This window comes from Pseudomonas sp. (assembly GCF_050739655.1).
In the GTDB taxonomy this organism is placed as follows: domain Bacteria; phylum Pseudomonadota; class Gammaproteobacteria; order Pseudomonadales; family Pseudomonadaceae; genus Aquipseudomonas.
This window is the reverse complement of record NZ_JBOIBY010000539.1, coordinates 1-2,612: the sequence shown is the minus strand read 5'-3', so window position 1 is coordinate 2,612 and position 2,612 is coordinate 1. Positions and strand designations below refer to the sequence as shown.

At 60.3% G+C, this 2,612-nt stretch carries 3 protein-coding genes; 1 reads left to right on the top strand and 2 read right to left on the bottom strand.

Features of this window, described 5'->3' with window-relative positions:
- Positions 1–46 precede the first annotated feature (46 nt).
- Complete coding sequence (gene dut, locus ACRESJ_RS25880) at positions 47–502, bottom strand: dUTP diphosphatase (RefSeq protein WP_431760406.1); 456 nt, start codon at positions 500–502, stop codon at positions 47–49.
- 5 nt (positions 503–507) lie between these two features.
- Complete coding sequence (gene coaBC / locus ACRESJ_RS25875) at positions 508–1,716, bottom strand: bifunctional phosphopantothenoylcysteine decarboxylase/phosphopantothenate--cysteine ligase CoaBC (RefSeq protein ID WP_431760405.1); 1,209 nt, start codon at positions 1,714–1,716, stop codon at positions 508–510.
- Between the two features lie 136 nt (positions 1,717–1,852).
- On the opposite strand from coaBC, the gene radC reads away from it, so the two are divergent.
- Positions 1,853–2,527, top strand: a complete 675-nt coding sequence (radC, locus tag ACRESJ_RS25870; RefSeq protein WP_431760404.1) for a RadC family protein — start codon at positions 1,853–1,855, stop codon at positions 2,525–2,527.
- Positions 2,528–2,612: the final 85 nt, after the last annotated feature.

The following is a 2,612-nucleotide window of genomic DNA, read 5'->3' as shown; positions in this document are numbered from 1 at the left end:
TCAAAAGATCGCAGCCTGCGGCAGCTCCTACAGAGGGGTAGCGGTTTTATTTTGTACCGGAATGCCCAAAACCGCCGGTACCGCGCTGAGTCTCGACGAACTCTTCGACCATCTCGAAATGCGCCTGTACCACAGGTACCAGTACCAGCTGCGCCAAGCGCTCGCCGACGGTCATGGTGAAGTCGGTCTGACCGCGGTTCCAGCACGACACCATCAGCGGACCCTGGTAGTCGGAGTCGATCAGGCCAACCAGGTTGCCCAGCACGATGCCGTGCTTATGGCCCAGGCCGGAACGCGGCAGAATCAGCGCGGCGAGGTTTGGGTCTCCGATATAGACCGACAACCCGGTCGGAATCAGCACGGTTTCACCCGGTTTGATCACGATGTCTTGTTCCAGCATGGCGCGCAGGTCGAGGCCCGCGGAGCCGGGCGTGGCGTACTGCGGCAGCGGGAATTCGGTACCGATGCGGGGGTCGAGGATCTTGGCTTGCAAAGCGTGCATGTAAATTAAACCTGGTTCAGACGTTCGGCGATAAAAGTGATCAGCTGGCGAGCAATCTTGCTCTTGCTGGTCTGGGCGAAAAGTGTGGCGTGAAGCTCACGGTCGATCACGCTGCAGGCGTTTTCTTCGCTATTGAAGCCGATGCTCGGGTTGGCGACGTCATTGGCGACGATCAAATCGAGGTTTTTGTCTTTCAGCTTGCGGGCAGCGTAATCGAGCAGGTGTTCGGTTTCGGCAGCGAAACCGACACTGAACGGCCGGTCGGGGCGTGTGGCGATGCTGGCCAGAATGTCTGGATTGCGCACCATTTGTAGTAACAAGCCGTCGCCGTTTGTAGGATCTTTCTTGAGTTTCTGTGGTGCAACAACTTCCGGACGGTAGTCCGCGACCGCTGCCGAGGCGATAAACAGGTCGCAAGGAATCGCGGCTTCGCAGGCAGCAAGCATGTCGCGGGCGCTGACCACGTCGATGCGTGTGACGCGATCCGGAGTCGGCAAATGCACTGGGCCCGTGATCAGGGTCACGCGGGCGCCGGCTTCCACCGCGGCTTCGGCCAGGGCAAAGCCCATTTTGCCGGAGCTGTGGTTGGTGATGTAGCGCACCGGGTCAATGTTTTCCTGGGTTGGGCCGGCAGTGATCAACACGTGCTTGCCGGTTAGCGCCTGGCGCTGGAAGCAATCGGCAGCGAGCTGGGCCAAGTCTGTGGCTTCAAGCATGCGCCCAAGGCCAACATCACCGCAGGCCTGGCTGCCGGATGCAGGGCCGAAGACCTTGATGTCACGGCTTTCGAGAGTTTGCAGGTTGGCCTGGGTAGCCGGGTCGCGCCACATGGCCTGGTTCATTGCCGGGGCGACGGCGACCACTGCGTCGGTGGCCAGCACCAGTGTGGTCAGCAAGTCGTCGGCAATGCCTTGAGCCAAGCGGGCGATCAGGTCCGCGGTGGCCGGGGCGATCAGCACCAGGTCGGCCCATTTGGCCAGCTCGATGTGGCCCATGGCGGCTTCGGCCGCAGGGTCCAGCAAATCCAGATGCACAGGATGCCCGGACAGGGCCTGCATGGTCAGCGGGGTGATGAACTCGGCGCCGCCACGGGTCATGACCACGCGCACTTCGGCGCCCTGATCCATCAGGCGCCGAACCAGATCAGCGCTCTTGTAGGCAGCAATGCCGCCGCCGACGCCCAGAACAATGCGTTTCCGATACAGCCGCTGCATAGGCCTGCCTTTCAATTCGTTGGTGACATACGTAGCGAAACCCCCTCCCCAGGAGTGAATTCGCCCGCAAAAAAGATGGGCTACGATATCACAGCGACCGCTACGGAACAGCGGCGCCCACAGACAAGGAGGTGCTATGAGTATTCGCGATTGGCCGGCGGCGGAACGGCCGCGGGAGAGGTTGCTTGAGCAGGGCTCGGGGAGCCTTTCGGACGCCGAATTGCTGGCGATATTTTTAAGAACCGGCGTGTCGGGCAAGAGTGCGGTCGACCTGGCGCGGCATCTGTTGAGCCGATTTGGCAGTCTGCGCAATCTGCTTGAGTCGGATCTACCGGCCTTCAGTGCCGAGCTAGGGCTTGGGCCGGCCAAGTTTGCCCAACTACAAGCCGTGCTGGAGATGGGGCGGCGACACTTGGCCGAGCGGTTACGTCACCGGTCGGTGCTGGAAAATCCACAGGCTGTTCGTGAGTTCCTCAAAGCGATGCTGCGCCACGAACCTCACGAAGTGTTTGGTTGCCTGTTCCTGGATTCAAAACACCAGGTACTGACCTTTGAAACGCTGTTTCGCGGCTCTATCGACAACACCAGCGTTCACCCGCGAGAAGTGGTCAAGCGCGCATTGGCGCATAACGCCGCAGCGCTGATCCTGTGTCACAACCACCCGTCGGGTAACGCCGACCCCAGTCAGGCCGACCGCGTGCTGACCAAGCGTCTGCAAAAGGCGTTGGAATTGGTCGATGTTCGAGTGCTTGACCATTTCATCATCGGTGAAGGTGATCCGCTGTCGATGGCGGAGTATGGGTGGATGTAAGGCTATTATGGGAGCGAGCCTGCTCGCGATGGTCGTTAACGATAATGCGTTAAACCAGACACCCAGCGGCGTTCTTGAGTTTTTC

Coding starts and splice junctions, on each gene's coding strand:
- radC (WP_431760404.1), top strand. CDS start 1,853: ATGAGTATTCGCGATTGGCCGGCGGCGGAACGGCCGCGGGAGAGGTTG.
- coaBC (WP_431760405.1), bottom strand. CDS start 1,716: ATGCAGCGGCTGTATCGGAAACGCATTGTTCTGGGCGTCGGCGGCGGC.
- dut (WP_431760406.1), bottom strand. CDS start 502: ATGCACGCTTTGCAAGCCAAGATCCTCGACCCCCGCATCGGTACCGAA.